The sequence below is a fragment of the Actinosynnema sp. NPDC091369 genome (genome assembly GCF_044757065.1).
Taxonomy (GTDB): domain Bacteria; phylum Actinomycetota; class Actinomycetes; order Mycobacteriales; family Pseudonocardiaceae; genus Actinosynnema.
Map to the genome: position 1 here is coordinate 177,850 of NZ_JBIVUG010000002.1, position 15,752 is coordinate 193,601.

Annotated in this window: 11 protein-coding genes; 5 read left to right on the forward strand and 6 right to left on the reverse strand. The window is 75.1% G+C overall.

Annotation, left to right across the window (positions count from 1 at the left end; genetic code table 11):
• Window positions 1-15: 15 nt before the first annotated feature.
• A complete protein-coding gene (locus tag ACIQMJ_RS09170) occupies window positions 16-1,701 on the forward strand; it encodes an FAD-binding oxidoreductase (RefSeq protein ID WP_499760422.1) in 1,686 nt (561 codons plus the stop codon).
• Between the two features lie 6 nt (window positions 1,702-1,707).
• Here ACIQMJ_RS09170 and ACIQMJ_RS09175 read toward each other — a convergent pair whose 3' ends face one another.
• From ACIQMJ_RS09175 to ACIQMJ_RS09190, 4 genes are all read right to left on the reverse strand, one after another.
• Complete coding sequence (locus ACIQMJ_RS09175; RefSeq protein ID WP_499760423.1) at window positions 1,708-3,213, reverse strand: FAD-dependent monooxygenase; 1,506 nt, start codon at window positions 3,211-3,213, stop codon at window positions 1,708-1,710.
• A gap of 126 nt (window positions 3,214-3,339) precedes the next feature.
• Window positions 3,340-5,055: an ABC transporter ATP-binding protein gene (locus ACIQMJ_RS09180; protein WP_499760424.1), complete on the reverse strand. Its 1,716-nt coding sequence runs from the start codon at window positions 5,053-5,055 to the stop codon at window positions 3,340-3,342.
• On the reverse strand, window positions 5,052-6,848 hold the full coding sequence (locus ACIQMJ_RS09185) for an ABC transporter ATP-binding protein (protein WP_499760425.1): 1,797 nt from the start codon (window positions 6,846-6,848) through the stop codon (window positions 5,052-5,054). The genes ACIQMJ_RS09180 and ACIQMJ_RS09185 overlap by 4 nt, the downstream gene beginning before the upstream one ends.
• Window positions 6,835-7,842, reverse strand: coding sequence for an alpha/beta hydrolase fold domain-containing protein (locus tag ACIQMJ_RS09190; protein WP_499760426.1), 1,008 nt, complete (start codon window positions 7,840-7,842; stop codon window positions 6,835-6,837). Before ACIQMJ_RS09190 ends, ACIQMJ_RS09185 begins: the two co-directional genes overlap by 14 nt.
• A gap of 79 nt (window positions 7,843-7,921) precedes the next feature.
• Between ACIQMJ_RS09190 and ACIQMJ_RS09195 the strand changes: the two genes are divergently transcribed.
• From ACIQMJ_RS09195 to ACIQMJ_RS09210, 4 genes are all read left to right on the forward strand, one after another.
• Window positions 7,922-8,494: a TetR/AcrR family transcriptional regulator gene (locus ACIQMJ_RS09195; RefSeq protein WP_499760427.1), complete on the forward strand. Its 573-nt coding sequence runs from the start codon at window positions 7,922-7,924 to the stop codon at window positions 8,492-8,494.
• A gap of 26 nt (window positions 8,495-8,520) precedes the next feature.
• Window positions 8,521-9,183, forward strand: a complete 663-nt coding sequence (locus ACIQMJ_RS09200) for a hypothetical protein (protein WP_499760428.1) — start codon at window positions 8,521-8,523, stop codon at window positions 9,181-9,183.
• Window positions 9,184-9,244: 61 nt separating this feature from the next.
• On the forward strand, window positions 9,245-10,207 hold the full coding sequence (locus tag ACIQMJ_RS09205) for an ATP-binding cassette domain-containing protein (protein ID WP_499760429.1): 963 nt from the start codon (window positions 9,245-9,247) through the stop codon (window positions 10,205-10,207).
• Window positions 10,204-10,995 (forward strand): ABC transporter permease, encoded by a 792-nt coding sequence (locus ACIQMJ_RS09210; RefSeq protein ID WP_499760430.1) that lies wholly within the window; start codon window positions 10,204-10,206, stop codon window positions 10,993-10,995. Before ACIQMJ_RS09205 ends, ACIQMJ_RS09210 begins: the two co-directional genes overlap by 4 nt.
• 103 nt (window positions 10,996-11,098) lie before the next feature.
• On the opposite strand, the gene ACIQMJ_RS09215 is transcribed toward ACIQMJ_RS09210, so the two are convergent.
• Window positions 11,099-14,287: an ATP-binding protein gene (locus ACIQMJ_RS09215; RefSeq protein WP_499760431.1), complete on the reverse strand. Its 3,189-nt coding sequence runs from the start codon at window positions 14,285-14,287 to the stop codon at window positions 11,099-11,101.
• A gap of 24 nt (window positions 14,288-14,311) precedes the next feature.
• Entirely contained in the window at window positions 14,312-15,637 is a 1,326-nt protein-coding gene (locus ACIQMJ_RS09220) for a cytochrome P450 (RefSeq protein ID WP_499760432.1), read from the reverse strand.
• Window positions 15,638-15,752: the final 115 nt, after the last annotated feature.

Genomic DNA, 15,752 nt, shown 5'->3' on the forward strand with positions numbered 1-15,752 from the left:
CGGGACGGAGGCGGCGTGAACCACCACAGCGGCGCGATGAGCAGACGGCGGCTGCTCGCGGCCACCGGCGCGATCGGGATCGGCGCGGTAGCGGCACCCGGAGCGGCGGCGGCCGAGGTCGGGACGGCGGGGGCGGCCGGGGTGGCGGCGGCAAGGTTCGACGCGGTCACGGTGAGGCCGGGAGACCCGCGGTACCCGGACCTGGTGGTGGGGTTGGACCGGCGGTGGGTGGCCCGGCCGGAGTCGGTGCGGGTGGTGTCCTCGCCGCGGCAGGCGCTGGACGTGGTGCGGGAGGCGGTGCGGGCGGGCAAGCGGCTGACCGTGCGCGGTGGTGGGCACTGCTACGAGGACTTCGTGTTCAACGCGGAGGTCGACGTCGTGCTGGACCTGTCGGAGATGACCTCGGTGGCCTTCGACCCCGCGCACCGCGCGTTCGCGGTGGAGGCCGGGGCGACGCTGCTGGACGTGTACGAGCTGCTCTACAAGACGTGGGGCGTGACGATCCCGGCGGGCCAGTGCTACTCGGTCGGCGTCGGCGGGCACGTCGCGGGTGGTGGTTGGGGGTTGCTGTGCCGCCGTGACGGGCTCGTGGTCGACCACCTGCACGGGGTGGAGGTGGTCGTCGTGGACGCGGCGGGCCGGGCCGGGCTCGTGGTGGCGACCCGTGAGCCCGACGACCCCCACCACGACCTGTGGTGGGCGCACACCGGTGGCGGCGGCGGCACGTTCGGCGTGGTGACCCGGTACCTGTTCCGCTCGCCCGGCGCGCGGTCGTCCGACCCGGCGCGGCTCCTGCCGAAGCCGCCGGCGGAGCTGCTGCTGAGCGCGATCGCGTGGCCGTGGGACAGGATGACCGAGGCGGCGTTCTCCCGGCTGGTCCGCAACTGGACCGGGTGGCACACGACCAACGCCGCGCCCGGCGGGCGGTACGCGGGCCTGTGCAGCTTCCTGCTGCTCAACCAGCGCGCCACCGGCGAGGTGGGCCTGTTCACCGTGCTCGACGGCAGCGGCGCGGACGCCGAAGAGCTGCTGGACCGCTTCGTCGCCGACGTCACGCGCGGCGTCGACCTGCCGCACGGCGCGCTCACCCGGCCGTCCGGGGAGCACGGCCCGCTGACGCGGTACGCCCGGCCGAAGCGGTGGAGCTGGCTGACCGCGACCCGGCACCTGGGCACGATGCACCCGCGGATGGTGGACCCGACGCTGCGCGGCGAGCACAAGTCGGCCTACCACCGCGCGGGGTTCACCGACGCGCAGCTCGCGGCCCTGTACCGCAACCTCGACGGCCGCGACGGGTTCGCCAACCCGTTCGCGCAGGTGATGCTGACCTCTTCGGGCGGCCGGGTGAACGCCGTCGGGCGCACCGACACCGCGAACCCGCACCGGGACAGCGCGTTCAAGCTGCACGTGCAGACCGGCTGGAGCGAGCCGTCCGACGACGAAGCGAACGTGGCGTGGGCGCGGCGCCTCTACGCCGAGCTGTACGCCGGGACCGGCGGGGTGCCGGTCCCGGACGAGCGCACCGACGGGTGCGTGCTGAACTACCCGGACGCCGATCTGACCGAGGCCGCGCACAACGCGTCCGGGGTGCCGTGGCACGCGTTGTACTGGGGCGAGAACCACCCCCGGCTGCAACGGGTCAAAGCGGCCTACGACCCGACGGACTTCTTCCGGCACCGCCAGTCGGTGCGGCTGCCCTGAACCCGGTCACGCCGGTGCGCCGAACCAGGTGCGCAGCGCCGCGTCGAGGGTGTCCCCGTCGCTCGCCGATCCCGTGCCGCCCCACGCGGTGTAGCCGTCCGGGCGGACCAGCAGCGTCGGCGCGGACGGCACGTCGTCGCAGTCCGCCACGACGACGTCCACCCGGTCGGCCCACGGGGCGGCGACCCGGCGCAGCGGTTCGCGGTCGCCCAGGTCCAGCAGCACGGGGCGGCCGGCGCGCAGCAGCCCGGCCAGGGTGGTCGCCTCGGCGCCCACCTTGAGCCGCAGGTCCGGCACGAACAGCCCGGTGAGCCGGTCGTCGGGCCGCCCGGTGTCGTAGCGCACGTCCACGCCGGTGATCATGCCCGCGAGGAAGTCGTTGACCTGCGGCAGCTGCATCAGTTCCACGAACAGCTCGCGCAGCGCGTCCACCCGCCGGTCGGGCAGCATCAACCCGACCTGCGCGCGGACGTTGTAGAGCACGCGGGCGGCCACCGGGTGCCGTTCGGCGTGGTAGGTGTCCAGCAGACCTTCGGGGGCCCAGCCGCGGACCTGCGCGGCGAGCTTCCAGCCGAGGTTGACGGCGTCCTGCAAACCCAGGTTGACGCCCTGGCCGCCGGCCGGGAAGTGCACGTGCGCGGCGTCGCCCGCGAGCAGCACCCGGCCGCGCCGGTAGGTGTCGGCTTGGAGGGCGGCGTCGGTGAAGCGGGTGAGCCGGCGCGGCTGGTCCATCGGCACCGGGCGGCCCGCGATGCGCTCCACCTCGGCCCGCAGCTCCTCCAGCGTCACGGGCGCGGTCCGGTCCGGGCGGGACAGGGCCGCGTCGCGGAAGTCGTAGGTGCACACCCGGCTGTGGCCGAACGGGTTGGTCCAGAACAACGTCCAGCCGCGTTCGGTGCGCTGCCAGCCCACCGGGGCGGTGGCCGGGTCGAGCAGCCGGACGTCGCCCATGAGCGCGGCGACCGTGCCGGGCGTGCCGACGAAGTCGATGCCGGACAGCTTGCGCACCGCGCTGCGCGCGCCGTCGCAGCCCACCACCCAGTCGGCGGTGACCTGCCGGGTCGCACCGGACGTCGAGCGGACGTCGAGCACGACCCGGTCGCCCCGGTCGGCGAGGCCCACGACCTCGCTGTCGCGCTGGATCACCGCGCCCAGCGCGGCGGCCCGGTCGGCGAACACCTGCTCGGCGTACGCCTGCGGGCTGCCGACGATCACCGGCCCCTCGTCCACGACGCGGCCGATGTCGAGGGCGAACAGGCCCGCGAAGTGGAACGTCACGGAGCGCCCGCCGCGGCGCGCCGCCTTGTGCGGCCCGGGTTGCACGGCGTCGAGCAGCCCGCGCCGGTGCAGCGTCTCGGCGGTGCGGGCGTGCAGCGTGCCCGCCTTGGACTCGCCGGTCGGCTCGGGCAGCCGCTCCAGCACGACCGTGCGCACGCCGCGGGTGGCGAGTTCCAGCGCGAGCAACATCCCCACCGGGCCGCCACCGGCCACGGCCACCTCGTAGTGGGTCATCGCCGACCCACCGCGCACCGGGCGCACCGCATGTCCCTGTTCCGCCGGTCTCCCGCGTGGGAAGGCATCGTCGTCTCCTCGGGGTCGCCACTACGACAGTACGACACTACACGTACATACGTAGTTTCAGGAACGTGCCGGCGTCCCCGCGGAGATGGCCTGGAACTCGGCATAACGGCCGTCGCGGCGCAGCAGCTCGTCGTGCGTCCCCACCTCCACCACCCGGCCGCCGTCCAGGAACACGACGCGGTCGGCGCGCCGGACGGTCCGCATGCGGTGCGCCACCATCACCACCGTGCGGCCCGCCATCAGGCGTTCCACGCCCTCGTGGACGGCCGTCTCGTTCACCGGGTCCAACGCCGAGGTGACCTCGTCCAGCAGCACCACGGGCGCGTCCTTCAGCAGCGCCCGCGCGATCGACACGCGCTGGCGCTCACCACCCGAGAGCAGCGCGCCGCCTTCGCCGACGTTCGTCGCCCACCCGCCGGGCAGTCGCTCGACCACCTCGTCCAACCGCGCGGCGACGGCGGCCTCCCGCACCTCGGCGTCGCTCGCGCCGGGACGGCCCAGCCGCACGTTCTCCTCGATCGTGCCGTCGAAGAGGTAGACGTGCTGGAACACGAAGGCGATCCGGGACACCAGCTCCTCGGAGCCGATGTCCCGGACGTCCACACCGCCCACGCGCACCGCGCCCGCGTCCACGTCGTAGAACCGCGCGAGCAGCTGGAGCAGCGTGCTCTTGCCCGCGCCCGACGGTCCGACGACCGCGAGCCGCTGCCCCTGCGGCACGGACAGCGTCACGTCGTCGAGCACCGTGCGGTCGCCGTGCCGGAACGTGACGCCGTCGAGCTCCAGCCCGTGGTGGCGCGGCCGGACGGGCTCGCGCGGCTCCGGCAGCGGTTCGGTGCGCAGCACGGCGTCGAGCCGCGCCAGCTCGAACCGCGCGCCGCGGACCTTGCCGCCGATGTCGGACAACGACAGCAGCGGGTCCGCGCAGCGGGCGGCCAGCACCAGGACCGCCAGCACTTCGGCCGTGCCGACGTGACCGCCGACCGCGAGGTAGGCACCCAGGACCAGCACCGCCGTGAACACCGCCTGCACCGTGAACGCCAGGCCCACCACGCCGGGCAACGCCGACAGCACACCGCGCCGGGACGCGCGTTCCACGTCTTGCAGCGAGTCGTCCAGCAACCGGAACCGCTCGCCGGTCCGGCCGCCCGCGCGCAGCACCGGCTGCGCCTGGAGGTACTCGATGACCCGGTCGGCGGCCTCGTGGTCTCGTTCGGCGCGCTCGGCGTCGGCGGCGGCCGTCGACCGCGCCGTCCAAGCCTGGACCGCCACCACCGCGGGCGCCGCCACCAGCGCGGCCAACCCCAGCTGCCAGTGGTGAGCGAGCATCACCACGACGATCGTCAACGGGGTCACGAGGGCCGAGATGAACGGCCCCAGCAGGTGCGCGATCACGCTCATCGCCTGGAGCACCCCGGTGCCCGCCAGCACCGACACCTCGCCGGCCCGCCCGCCGCCGAACCAGCCGATCGGCAGCCGGGCCAGGTGGTCGCCGAGGCGGTGGTACATGCCGCGCAGCAACGTGGTCCCGGCCCGGAAGCCGGACAGGTCGCTGACGTAGCGCAGCACCGCGTAGACCGCGACGGCCACCCCGAACGCGACCAGCCACGGTCGGGCGTCGCCCGGCGTGCCGCCGAGCAGCGCCCGCAGCACCGGCACCAGCAGCGCGTAGGACGAACCCTCGGCCACCGCGGTCGTCGTCATCAGGGCCACGGTGCGCCGCACCGGTCGGGCGTACTCGTGCCCGAGCACGCGCAGCAGCATTCGGATCATCGGGACGGGTCTCCTCGCCTCGCGCCATCGGGGGTCGCGGCCATCGCCGCCTGGCGGGAGCGCCACAGGGCGGCGAACTCCCCGTCCCGCGCCACCAGTTCAGCGGGGCTGCCGCGCTCGACGATCACGCCGTCCCGCAGAACCGCGACGGTGTCGGCGTCGGCGATCGTCTCCAGGCGGTGGGCGATGACCAGGATCGTGCGACCGGCTGCCGCCAGGGCGCGCCGCACCGCCTGTTCGGTCTTCGGGTCGGCGAACGCGGTCGCCTCGTCCAGCACGAGGACGGGTGTGGCGGCGAGCAGCGCGCGGGCGAGGGAGATCCGCTGCGCCTCGCCGCCCGACAGCCGGGCGTCCTCGCCGATCACCGAGTCGTAGCCGCGCGGCAGTTCGAGGATCCGGTCGTGGATCTCGGCCTGCCGCGCGGCCCGGACCACGTCGTCGCGGTCGGCGTGCGGCACGGCCAGCGCGATGTTGTCCGCGACGGACGCGCGCAGCAGCGAGGTCTCCTGGAAGACGAACGACACCGCCCGGTACAGCTCGCGGCTCGCGATGTCGCGCAGGTCGACGCCGCCGAGCCGGACCGCGCCGCCGGTCGGGTCCGCGAACCGCGGCAACAACCGCACCAGCGTGGACTTCCCGCTGCCGGACGGGCCGACGAGCGCGGTGGTCGTGCCCGGCTCCAGCACCAGGTCGATCCCCCGCAGCACCTCGTGACCGGGCTCGTAGCCGAACCGGACGTCACGCAGCTCCACCCGGTGCCCTCGTGGCGCGACCGGCCGCGCGGGCTCGGGCAGCGGCGGCACGGCCAGCACCTCCCGGACTCGGCCGACCGCGCGCCGGGCGGCCTGCACGTCGTCGAAGCCGTGGCCCAACGCCGCCACCGGCGCGGTCAGGCCGAGCCCGAGCAGCAGGAACGGCAGCAGGTCGGCCGGCGCCAGGCCGCCGGACGTGATCCGGGCCGTGCCGCCGACCAGCACGACCAGCAGCACGAACGGCGGCGACAGCGCCAACTGCATCCCGGCCGCGATCACCGACATGCCGCGCACCCACCGGTGGAACGTGGCGACGAAGTCGTCCACGGCTGCCCGGTACCGGCGGTGGGCGCGCTGCGCGCCGCCGAACGCCTTCACCACCGAGATGCCCTGGACGAACTCGACCACCGAGCTGGAGATCCGACCCATGGCCGCGTCGAACTCCCGCTGCTCGCGCAGCCGCGCCGGGGTCATCATCAGCGGCACCAGCGCCACCGCCAGCACCACCGGGACGAGGGTGATCAGCGTGAGCCGCCAGTCCACGGCGACGAGGTAGACCAACGACACCAGCGGCACCACGAACGCGGCGACGAGCTCCCCGGGCGCGTGGGCGATGAGCGGGTGCACGGCGCTCACGTCCTCCCCCACCACCTTCGCCAGCTCGCCGGTCCGGCGCCGGGAGAACCACCCGATCGGCACGCGGCCCAGCCGTGCGGCCAGAGCCCGGCGCAGCGCCAGTTGCACCCGGCCGTCGAGGAGGTGCCCGACGCCGGCCGACGCGGCGGTGAGCAGCAGCCGGACGAGCAGCCCGACCGCGCCCGCGAGGACGACGAGCCGCACGTGGCCGTGGTCCACCGGGCCGGGCGACAGCAGCGCGCGGCCCAGTTCCACCACCGCCAGCAACGGCGCCAGGCCCGCGACCGCGCCGACGACCTGGAGGACCGCGACGGCGGCGAACCCACCTGCGAACGGGCGCAACAGCCGTTCCCGCTCCCCGGGTGGCGCGGGCGCCTTCGCTTCCAGGAGGTCAGCGGTGGTCATCGCGCTCCCCCACCGCTGTCCCGGCGGCCCGGTCCGCCGCGAGGTGGTCCCGCAGGAACCCGGTGATCTCCGCCCGCGCGGCCTTCGCCTGCCGCACCACGCCCGGCATGCTGAGGAACCCGTGCGGCGCGCCGGGGTGCTCGGTCAGCCGCACGGGCGTGCCGGCCCCGCGCAGCCGCTCGGCGTACCGGCGGCCCTGATCGGCCACCGGGTCGACGGTCGGCACCACCACGAGCGCCGGTGCCACCCCGCCCAGGTCGGTGTGCAGGGGCGAGAGCGCGACCGGGTCGGTCCCCGGCGGCACAGCCAGCCGGTGGAACAGCCGCATCTGCGCGGCGGTCAGGGTCGGGCTGTCCGCGTGGCGCGCCATCGACGGCAGGTCGAACGCCGCGTCGGTCAGGTCCACGACCGGGTTGACCACCACCTGGGCCCGCACGGGCAGACCGGATGCCGCGGCCCGGACCGCGGCCAGGGCGGCGACCAGCCCGCCGGTGCTCTCCCCGAACACCGCGGTCCGGGTCGGGTCGACGCCCCAGTCGGACGCGTGCCGCACGACGTGCTCGAGCACGTCCCAGCCGTCGTCGGCGACCGCCCGGATCGAGGTGTCGGCCGCGAGGAGGCGGTGCTCGACCGAGACGACGACCGCGGGCAGCCGCGCGGCGAGGTGGCTGTTCACCCAGTCGGACTGCACCGCCGTGCCGACGAACCCGCCGCCGTGCACGTGCAGGACGAGCGGCAGGTCACCGCTGCGGTGCGCGGGCCGGTGCACCCGGACAGGAAGCACGCGGTCGGGCAGCTCCACCTGCCGCCACCGGATCTCCGCGCCGCCGTCCGGGAACCCGGTGACCACCCGGAACAGCCGGGACGACCGCTTGCGGTTCTCCGCGTCCCGGAAGGCGGCCAGTGCCTCGGCCGTCATCGCCGACCAGTCCGGTTCCCCGCGCAGGGCGCGCAGCAGCCGGATGCCCAGCGGCGGGCGTTCCTCGTCGTTCATGTCCCCACTCCTCGACCACCATGATTTCGCTACCGATGGTATCGATACCGATCGTAGCGCAACTCGGTATCGTGGAGCCATGACCCGGGAGACCACCTCCGCCAAACCGCCCGGCCGCCCACGGGCGGGCATCGACGCCCTGGTCTTCGCCGCGACGCTGAAGACCGTCCACGAACTGGGTTACGCGGGCGCGACGATGGACCGCATCGCGGCCGCGGCCGGTGTCGCGAAGACGACGCTCTACCGCCGCTGGCCGTCCAAGGGCGCGCTGATCACGGACTGCCTGGTCGACACGTTCGGCCCGCTCCCGCCGATGCCGGGCAGTCGGGCCGAGTACCTCGCCGCGGCCATCGACCTGGCCGCGACGAAGATCGCCCAACCGGGGGTGGGAGCGGCGTTCGCGGGCGTCTTCGTCGACGCCGTCAGCGACGCGAGCCTGCGCGAGATCCTGTCGACCCGGTTGCAGGCGCCGTACCTGCGCGCGTTGCAGGACGCGCTCGGCGAGCCCGAGGACCGCATCCTGCTCTTCATCGACATCACCGTCGGCACCCTGCTGCACCGGATGGGCATGACCGGTGCGCCGATGGCCGACGCGGACGTCGCCGCGATGACCGAGATGATCCAGCGCCAGTTCGCCGGACCGGCCCGGTGACGACCGGGCGTCCCGACTGGGGTGCCGTGCCGGGTTACCCGCCCCTCTACCGGCCCGAGGTGATCGAGCCGGGTCTGCGCGGGCTCGCCGAGGCGAACGGGCTGGTGGCGGCGGCACGGGCCGCCGCGAGCCTCGACCAGGGCGCGCTCGTGCACGGCCACAGCGGCGTCGCCATGCCCGCGGCCGCCTTCGCCGCGCCGTTCCTGCTCGACGTCCTCGAACACGGCCACCACGCGGCGAAGGTGGCGGCGTGCGGCCTGCTGGAGGACTCGATCCGGTACGACCCGATCGCCGGCTACAGCCGGGTTCCCGCCGCCTTCGGCCCGGCCGTCCCCCTCTGCTGCGCCGTCGCCCACCACGTGCACGCCCGGCGTGACGCCGTGGTCGCCCTGGGACCGCTCTTCCGCGACCTGCTCGCCGAGGCGTCCGGGCACTGGTCGTTCGAGGTGGGCGAGGCGATCGACGACGGGCGCGACGCGGTCGCCTTCGGCACGTTGCGCGGCACGCTGCCGGAGACCGGGGAGGAGGCCGAGTGCCACGGTCCGGACGGCCACGTGCTGCTCGGCGAGGTGCGTCGCGAACTCCCGGGCGAGCCGGAGGCGTGCCTGCGGTTGGTCGACGTGGACCCGGAGTCCCTGCCCGCGCGGGCCGTCCTGATCCCCGCCGCGTGCGGTCGGCGGGCGCACTGACGAGTGCCGCTGAAACCGCGGTGAAACCGCTCCGAACCGGCGGGGCGGCACTGTCCCGGTCATGACGAACACCCCCATCGAACCCGCCATCGCGGTCACCGGGCTGCGCCGGTCGTACGGCAGCCAGGTGGTGCTCGACGGCATCGACCTGCGCGTGCCCGCAGGCTCGATCCTCGCGCTGCTCGGCCCCAACGGCGCGGGCAAGACGACCGTGGTGCGGATCCTGTCGACCCTGATCCGCGCCGACGCGGGCGAAGTGCGCGTCTGCGGTCACGACGTGGACCGCGAGCCCGACCTGGTGCGCGCGGCGATCGGCGTCACCGGCCAGTTCTCCGCGGTGGACGACTACCTGACCGGGGAGGAGAACCTGCGGCTCATGGCCGACCTGCACCACCTGGGCCGCGCCGAGGGGCGGCGGCGCGCGGCCGACCTGCTCGAGCGGTTCGGCCTCGGCGAGGCGGCGAAGAAGCCCGGCGCGCTCTACTCGGGCGGCATGCGGCGGCGGCTCGACCTGGCCATGGGGCTCGTGGGCGACCCGCGGGTGATCTTCCTGGACGAGCCGACCACGGGGCTGGACCCGCGCAGCCGGCGTGACCTGTGGCAGGTCGTCCGGGACCTCGCCGGTCAAGGGGTGACGGTGCTGCTCACCACCCAGTACCTGGAGGAGGCCGACCAGCTCGCCGACCGGGTCGCGCTGCTCGACCGCGGCCGGCTCGTCGCCGAGGGCACGCCGGCCGAGTTGAAGCGGCTGGTGCCGGGCGGGCACGTGGAGCTGCGGTTCGCCGACGACCGGGCCCTCGCCGCCGCGGCGGCGGCGCTGGACGTCGTGCCGGACGCCGAGTCGCCGGTTCTGCGGGTGCCCGGAGACGGCGGCACCCGTGCGCTCAAGTCCCTGCTCGACCGGCTCGACGCCGCCGCGGTCGACGTGGAGGGGCTGGCCGTGCGCACGCCCGACCTCGACGACGTGTTCTTCGCCGTGACGGGCCAGGCCGCCGGGTCCGCGGAGGAGGTGACCGCACGATGAGCGCGCTCACCCTCGCCGTCCGCGACTCGACCACCATGCTGCGCCGCCAACTGCGGCACATGACCCGCGCGTGGTCCGTGACGCTGATGCTGCTGGCCGTGCCGATCGTGTTCCTGCTGCTGTTCGTGTACGTGCTCGGGGGGACGCTCGGCGACGGCCTGGGCGTGGGGTCGGGCGGTCGCGGCGCGTACGTCGACTACGTCACGCCCGGCATCCTGCTCATCACCATCGCCGGCGCGGTCCAGGGCACCGCGATCTCGGTGGCGATCGACATGACCGGCGGCATCATCGCGCGGTTCCGGACCATGGCCATCGCGCGGGTGTCGGTGCTGACCGGGCACGTGCTGGGCAGCGTGCTGCACACCCTGTTCAGCCTCGCGGTCGTGCTCGGCGTGGCCCTGCTCGTCGGCTTCCGCCCCACCGCGACCGCGGTCGAGTGGCTGGCGGCGACCGGTGTCCTCACCGCGACGACGTTCGCCCTGGTGTGGCTGGCCGTCGCGATGGGGTTGGTGACGAAGACGGTGGCGGCGGCGAGCAACCTGCCGATGCCGCTGACCCTGCTGCCGTTCTTCGGCAGCGGTTTCGTGCCGACCGACTCGTTGCCCGCGGGCCTGCGCTGGTTCGCCGAGCACCAACCGCTCACACCGATCATGGAGACGCTGCGCGGCCTGCTGCTGGGCACGCCGATCAGCGACAGCGCCGCCCTCGCGCTCGGCTGGTGCGCCGTGATCGCCCTGCTCGGCTACGCGTGGGCGAAACACCTCTACAACCGCGACCGCACCCGCTGACGGATGCCGGCACCGGGTCCGCTCCGCCGGGCCCGGTGCCGGCCGTGGGCTGCCGCACGCCGCGTTCTCGGTGTGGGCACGGCACATCAGGCCCGGCTGCTGGTCACCGAGCCCGTGCCGGCGCATCCCGCACCTCACCCGCGGGGCGCTCGTCGAGCAGACCCAGTGCCGCGGAGCGCAGCCCCGCCCGGTCCAAGGCGGCGTACGAGCGCACCGCCTCCTCGTACGCCGTGCGGTCGGCGCGCACGGCGTCCGCCCTGGCCGTCGCGCCCGCCATCGTCGGCTGGAAGTTGCGCAGGAACCCGAACCGCTCGGCCAGCGCGATCATCCGGGCCGCCGACCGCGCGAGGGGCCGATCGCCGGTCCGCCGAACGCGGGCCAGGTCCGCGACGGCGACGGCCAGCAGCAGGGTCCCGCACAACGACTGCTCGACCACGTAAGGCGGCGGGTTGACCAGCGGGTGGGTCAGCAGGCGACGCAGGGGGTCGCGCAGGGCCTCGGCAGTGTCGGCGACGAGGTCGAGCCGGTCGTGCCGGGCGTGGGCTACGACGGCCGCCGAACGCGCCTCCACCACCCACGGGTCCAGGTCGAGCGGCAGGCGCGTGGACGTCAGGGCGGCGTCGCGGACCCGGTCGACCACCCGGCGCCACAGCCGCAGGCCCGGGTCCGCCTCACCGCGGGCGAACCGCAACTCGGCCCGGATGCCGAGGTCGTAGCCGACCGACTTGGCCTCCTCCTCGTCCAGCACGACGTGCGCGAGCCCGTCCAGCCACCGCTGCGCCTCGGCGGTGTCGCCGACCTGGAGCGCGGCCAGCACGAGCCACGACCGCACGCCCGCCGCGTCGGCCCGCGCGCCGAGCCGCTGGAGCACCGGCAGCGCCGCCACCAGGTGGTCACGGGCCTGCGCGCCCCGCTCCAGGCGCAGGCAGAGCTCCGCGGCCCGGCCGTGCGTGATCGAGCGCAGCCACGGCAGGCCGCGGTCGGTGAACACCGCCAGCGCACGCCGGGTCGACGCCAGCGCCGCCTCGACGTCGCCCGCGCCCTCCCGGTGGTAGCCGGCGAGCACGTTCGCGACGCCGGCCACGAGCGGTTCGGGGCTGTCGCACAACCGTTGCAGCTCCGCGGGATCGCCCGACGCGCCGATCACCCGGCCGATCGCCCGGATCACCGTGTCCGGCCTGGCGGGGCCGAGGCGGCGCAACGCGACCACCGCCCGCACCGGGCGCGGCCCTTCCGTGCTGAACGCGTGCCCCGCGGCCACGGTGAGCGCGGTCCGGGTCACCTCGACCAGCGCCGGCTCCGGCCGGTGGTGCGACAGCGCCCAGGACGTCTGCCGGACCAGTGCCGCGAGCCGTGACGCGGTGGACCGGACCGTCCACAGCGCGCCGAGGACCGCGGCGACCGCCGCCACCGTGGGCCGGTCGTCCCGTCCCAGCGCCAGGCGGAGCGCTTGGACCAGGTTCTCCCGTTCCGCGTGGACGGCGTCGACCGCGTCGAAGGGGTCCGTCTCGAACAGCTCGTCGTGGTGTGCCACGCCGAACGCCCGCGCCCACCCCAGGAACGCGGTCGCGACGTCCTCGGCCGCACCGGCCGCCAGGCGCGCGGCGCTGAACTCGCGCACCGTCTCCAGCATCCGCAGCCGGCTGCCCGCAGGGGTGTCGGACACCTTGAGCAACGAGTGGTCGACCAGGTGCTCCAGCACCACGTCCACGTCCACGTCGTGCGCGGGCAGCCCGTCGAGCAGCACGCGGGCGGCGTCGGCGGTGAACCCGTCGGGGAACACCGACAGCGCGCGCATCGCCGCCCGACCGGCCGGGTCCAGCAGGTTCCAGCTCCAGTCCACGACCGCGTGCAACGTGTGGTGCCGTCGCGGCGCGTCCCGGGAACCGCCGCGCAGCACCGCGAACCGGTCGTCGAGCCGACGCGCCAGCTCCGCCACCGACATGGTCCGCACCCGCGCGGCGGCCAGCTCGACCGCGAGCGGCAGCCCGTCGAGGTGGCGGCACACCTCCGCCACCGCCGCCGCGGGCAGGTCGACACCAGGCCGCGCCGCCCGCGCCCGCTGCCCGAACAGCTCGGCGCACGTCGCCGGGCTCAGCTCGGGCAGCGGGTGGACCGACTCCGACGACAGCCCCAGCGGCGTCCGGCCCGTGGTGAGGACCCGCAGCTCCGCGGTCGTCGCCACCAGGGCGCGGACCAGGTCGGCCACCCCGGTGACGACGTGCTCGCAGTTGTCCAGCACCAACAGGGACGGCCCCGCGAGCTCGGCCGCGATGGCGGCGACGTCATCGGCGACCGTGACGTGCGTGCGGTGCTTCCCCGCGCCGAGGACCGTCGCCACCTCCCGGGCCACGTCGTCGTCGGACGCGATGCCCGCCAGCGGCACGACGGCGACGACGGGAGCCTCGGCGCGGCGGGCGACGGCGTGCGCGAGGCGCGTCTTGCCCAGACCGCCCGGCCCGACGATCGACGTCACGCGGGAGGTGCGCAGCAGCGCTTCGACCGCGGCGACGTCGTCGTCCCGACCGAGCAGCGGGTTGGGCTCGTGCACGACCCCGTGGCGGACCGCCGGCGCGACGCCCAGCAGCAGGCGTCGGTGCACGGCTCGCAGCGCCGGCCCGGGATCGGCGCCGAGCTCGTCGCGCAGCGCCCGCCGGTGGGCCTCGTACCGGGCCAGCGCGGCGGCCGGGCCGACCGTCGCCGCCTCGCAGCGCAGCAGCTCGGCCATCACCTCGTCGTCGAGCGGTCGTTCGGCGGACAGGTCGACCAGGTGCTCCACCGCCTCGGCCGGGCGGTCCAGCCGCGCCAGGGCGAGCGCGCGGGTCCGCACCAACACGCGCTGCGTCGTCCGCCGTTCCGCGCGCAACGCGGCGACCGGGCCGTCCTCGGTCGCGTCCGGGTCGACGCCGTCCCACAGCGCCAGCCCCGCGTCGGCGTGCGAGAGCGCGGCGGCGTGGTCGCCCGCCTGCGCGCACCGCGAGGCCGCCGCGGCCCGCAGCAGCACGGCCGAGCTGTCGACCTGGTCCTCGGTCAACGTCAACCGGTAGCCGGTCGGGGTGCGCGCGACGACGTCCGCGCCGAGCTGCGCCCGCACCCGGGAGACCAGGACCTGCACGGCCTTCGGCGGGTGCTCCGGCCGCGCGTCCGGCCACAGCCCCTCGACCAGCCGCCCGGTGCCGCAGCCCGTGCGCAGGTCGACGGCGAGCAGCGCCAGGAGGTCCCGCAGCCGCGGACCCGCGATCTCCCGGCCGCGGAACGCCACCCGTGGCAACAGGACGAGATCGGGGACCACGGCGCCAGCGTAACGATCCCGCGATCAGCCCCCGTGGCGACCGGAGGCACGCATCCGCAGCCGCTTGGGCCGGATCACGGCCGCCGCGGCGGCCCGGACCTCCTCCTCGCCCGGCACGTGCGCCAGCCGCCAGCGCGCGACGATCGACGCGAGCGCCAACGTCGCCTCCATCAGGCTGAACCGGTCGCCGATGCACTTGCGCGCGCCGTTGGAGAACGGCACGAACGCGTGGCGCGCCGGTTTGCGGGCCGGGTCCCAGCGATCCGGGTCGAAGCGGTGCGGGTCCGGGTAGAGGTCCGGGTTGTGGTGGACGGGGTACGGGCTGTAGGCCACGACCGTGCCCGCGGGCAGCCGGTGCCCGCCCAGCTCGGTGTCGGCGGTGACCTGGCGGGTGAGGACGTAGACCGGCGAGCGCAGGCGCAGCGTCTCGGTGACGACCCGGCCGGTGAACTCCAGCGCGGCCAGGTCCTCGGGCCCGGCCGTGCGGCCCGCCAGCACGGCGTCGACCTCGTCGTGCAGGCGGCGTTCGAGGTCGGGGTGGCGGGCGAGCAGGTGCAGCGCCCACGTGAGCGTGACCGCGGTCGTCTCGCTGCCGGCGAGGTGGAAGGTGAGCATCTGGTTCACCACCTCCTCGTCGGACAGCGTGCGGTCCACGCCGGTGGACTCCTCGTCGTACCCGGCGAGCAGCGCGGACAGCAGGTCGCCCCGGTCGCCGCCCTCCGCCCGCCGCGTCGCGACGATCGCCTCGACCATCCCCCTGAGCCTGGTGTGGGCGCGCTCGAACCTCCGGTTCACCGGCAGCGGCAGCCTGGTCATCGCGCGGGGCATCATCATGCGCTGCAACACGTCCGTCGTCAGCACCTCGGCGTCTCGCTGCGACTGCTCGAGGTCGGCGGCCGACAGGGTGTCGGAGAACATCGTCGCGGTGAGCACGTTGGTGGTGAGCATGGTCATCTCGGCGAGCACGTCGAGCACCTGCCCGTCGCGCCACGAGTCGACCCGGTCGGCGATCTGCGCGGCCATCGTGCGCCCGTAGGCGTCGAACCTGCCGACGTGGAACGCGGGCTGGAGCAGCCGCCGCTGCCTGCGGTGCTCGTGGTGCGGGCAGGTGGACAGGTTGTTGCCCACCACCTCCCGCACGCGGTCGGCGAACGGCCCGCCCTTGTCGAACGTGCGGTCGTCGCGGAACACCTGCTGCACCAGCTCGGCGTCGCACACCACGACCGCCTTGACCGGTCCGAACGCGATGCGCACCAGCGGACCCTGGCCGGCCAGCGAGCCGAGGAAGCCCAGCGGGTCGCGCATCATCGGCCAGGCGTGCCCGACGAGCGGCAGCCGACCTCGTGCCATGGGAATCCGCGGTGCCGGCTCCATTGGACGCTCCTCCCGTGCCCCGCCCCCATGGTGGCCCGCTCACCGGCGCCCGTCGACTACGGCCAACCGATCGGACCGTTCACGGAACCAC